Source organism: Mesorhizobium sp. M7A.F.Ca.MR.362.00.0.0 (genome assembly GCF_004023175.1).
Lineage (GTDB): Bacteria > Pseudomonadota > Alphaproteobacteria > Rhizobiales > Rhizobiaceae > Mesorhizobium.
In genome coordinates this window covers 18,717-21,728 of sequence record NZ_RZTF01000066.1, presented here as the reverse complement: position 1 = coordinate 21,728, position 3,012 = coordinate 18,717, and the positions used below count along the sequence as shown (strand labels likewise).

Annotated in this window: 1 protein-coding gene and 2 pseudogenes; 1 reads left to right on the top strand and 2 read right to left on the bottom strand. The window is 62.8% G+C overall.

The window, feature by feature from the left end; genetic code table 11:
• Positions 1 to 960: pseudogene (locus EOC06_RS11690) on the bottom strand (hypothetical protein); the annotation flags it as partial.
• Between the two features lie 532 nt (positions 961 to 1,492).
• Positions 1,493 to 2,758, bottom strand: a complete 1,266-nt coding sequence (locus tag EOC06_RS11685) for a hypothetical protein (RefSeq protein WP_128289715.1) — start codon at positions 2,756 to 2,758, stop codon at positions 1,493 to 1,495.
• Positions 2,759 to 2,865: 107 nt separating this feature from the next.
• Between EOC06_RS11685 and EOC06_RS42290 the strand changes: the two are divergent.
• Positions 2,866 to 3,012, top strand: a pseudogene (locus tag EOC06_RS42290) (metallophosphatase); the annotation flags it as partial.

Below are 3,012 nucleotides of genomic sequence, written 5' to 3'. Positions count from 1 at the left end.
CTGCTGGACCGTCTCACGCGCCGGCTTCGATTGCTGGGCGGGCTTGGGCTGCTGAACAGATTTGGGCTGCTGGACGGGCTTAGGCTGCTGCTGGACGATTTTGGGCTGCGGCGGGTCGAATTGCGGGCGGCGGGTCGGCAACGGCACGTCGTCGGTCAGCGCGTCCGGCAGCGAGGCGGCATCGCCGGGTTGATCCTGCTGGGTTTCGACGGGCGAAACCGCGATATCGGCTGACGATTCCTCGATCGGCAGCGGTGAGGCAAACGCCTCGTCGTCGGCCGGCAGCGACTGCACCAGGGCAAGCGCCAACTGCGAATTGTCAGGCGTATCGGATTGGGCAAAGCCCATCGGCGGCGGTGCGGTCTGCACGACCACCGAGCCGGTATCCAGCCGGGCGAAACGTTCGGCCGCCGGAACTGGCATGTTGTCGGACAGGCTGGCCGTGACCTGGACGGAGGGCGCCAACGACGCCTCGGCAATTCGCGGTGCGACGGTGGAGATCACCGGGCGGGTGTTGGCACTGGGGACGGGCTTTCCGGCGTCGGCAAAGGCAGCGGCCAGCTTCATCGGCGAAAGCGACGCTTCCATGCGTTCGAAGCGCTCCTGCGCCTTCGACTTCACGGCGGCGGGCGTCGGCTTTGCCTGCGCCACAAGGCGTTCGGATTTTTCCGCCTGCGAGCTTACCCTGGCCAGCTTGAAACAGCTGGCGCCGCACTGCACCGAATGATCATGCAGGGCCTGAGTGCCGCCATTGGCATTGGCCAGCACGAAGGGGGCTTTCAAGAAGTGCTGTTTCAGCGGATCGGTAAGTGCGAGCGATCCCGGCATGGACAGCGTCTGGGGCAGGCCAACCGAAGTCGCCGACAGCGAGGCGCCGACGGAACTGAGGCCGGCCATGGTGCCGATCAACCAAAGGCCGATGGCGGTGCTGACGCAAGGCAGCGCGACCCAGCGAGCCACCCGACCAGCGTTGAAGGAAGAGGAACGCGGAGCATCGACGAACTCGCCGCCCTCACGCTGTCCCCGGTTTTTTTTATGTGTATTCAACAACGCCATGCAACCAATCTCGCTTCAATCGGTTTCCCCGTACGTGGCCTTGAGAGCCGCGACGACCATTCTGTGAGTGATCCCAGGTGGTCCCCGACGCGTTTGCCGCGTCTGTAGTTGGTTGCCGATTGCTTCAAAATATGGACAAAGTTGGTTAATCAATTCCTCTCAAAACCAACGACGAGATGTGGATTTGGGCCAAATTTGGCTTCGTCCACGGCCAGCAAAGTGGTGTTGTCGCCCTTCCGACCTGGTTTTGCTGCCTGTTTTTGGCGGCCGAGTCAAGCAAAACAGCCGCTGCTAATTTTTGCGAAGCGCCTTCGCGCGGCATCTGCAGTGAGGTGACTGCCAACAGACATCGCCTGGGAAAGGCGCCTGCTTCCAGTAAAAATGTTGCCGGTCTTGCCAAGATTTCCCCTGCGGAAGGGCCTGAAGCAGCCCGTCCTCAGTTGAACCAGAGCGCAAACGTCAAAAACCCGCCGCCGCCGAACTGGCGCTGGATCTGGTCGAAATCGTCGCTGGTCACGAGTTCGCCGCTTTCGAGGTAGGGCGCGATGGCCGGGCCGGTGATCGACAGCACCAGATCGAAGTTTTTCGGGTCATCGAAGAAGCGCTTCATGTTGATTCCTAGGCCTGTGCCGGCGGTGACGCGGAAATGCGGCAGCAGCTTGCGGCCTTCCAGGAGATCCTCGGCCATGGTCAGGGCGGCGAGCCAGGCCTGAACCTGCTCCTCGCCGACTTCGAGGCCGGTGAGCGGGTTCTCGCCCTTCTGCTGCGGGCCAGGCAGCCATTCGCGGTCATTGTCGGTCTCGGCGCGGATCGCCTTCCAGTCCTCGCGCGACAGCCGGATCATTTCCAGCAAATGGCGGCGCGCTGCTTGACGGCGCTCCGGCTCGATCACCGGCCAGTTGATGAGATGCACCATCGAGATGAAATCGGCGATGCGCCATTCCGAGGAGAAGATGCTCGAGCCCATGTCGCCGGCCGGCGGCACCAGAATATCCTGCAACGGCAGCTTGGCGCGCGGGAACAGCATGTGGAACGAGCCGTCGAAGGTGCTCCTGAAATCGTGCGCCAGCCAGAAATCGGCCTGCGCCATCAGGAACTCGGCATAGCCCTGCAGCCAGTATCCATCGGCGCGGTCGAAACGGAAGGTGAGCGTGGGAACGGCGTCGTCCGATGTAATGCCGCCGCGTGACAACCCGGCAATGATCGCCGCCATGCTCTCGTCCGGCGCGATGGTGCCGTCCTCGTTGAGGTCGATGCCCGCACGGGTGAGATCGATCACCATGCCGATATCGGCATCGGGCGGCACCGACGCAAACGTTGCCGCGGATTTCTCCAGCCGGTCGCGGAAGCCGACCAGGATGGCGCGGAACTGCTCGTAAGTCAGCGGCTCGGGATTGGGATTATCGGGCACCGGCAACCGCATCAGCGGCAGCATGAAGGATTGCGGGCTTTCGAAACCATGACGGTGCAGGCCGGTAGCCAGGATCTCCAGTGCGGTGAAGAACTCGCCCGCCCCGGCCGCATAGGCGGATGCCGGGTCTTTTGGCGCGGCGGTCTCCAGCATAGACAGGGCAGCGTCGCGCGCGGCCACGCTCTTCGCCTCGAACAGTCGGGTGGCCGCTTCGGGCATTGCCGCCGACGCGGAAGACAGCGGCAGGAGCAAAATGAAAGCGGATGTCAGCAGACCTGCCAGTCGTGTCATCTTTTCCCCCCAATATTTGTCGCGCCGCGCAAATATACACCATTTGCAACGCTGCGCTTCAACCCGCCGCGAGGACGGTTTACACAGGGCAAACAATTGGGCATCGCGTGTCGAACTATCCGCTTTCCTACAAGCTGTCCTGGCTGCCGCGTTTCCTCAAGCCATCGCTGGCCGGCGACGCGCAAGACTTTTCGCCCATGGCGGAAACGCTGATCGATTCAGCGCCAAGGCAGACAATGCGGCTGGCGTTCGTC

Coding starts and splice junctions, on each gene's coding strand:
- EOC06_RS11685 (WP_128289715.1), bottom strand. CDS start 2,758: ATGACACGACTGGCAGGTCTGCTGACATCCGCTTTCATTTTGCTCCTG.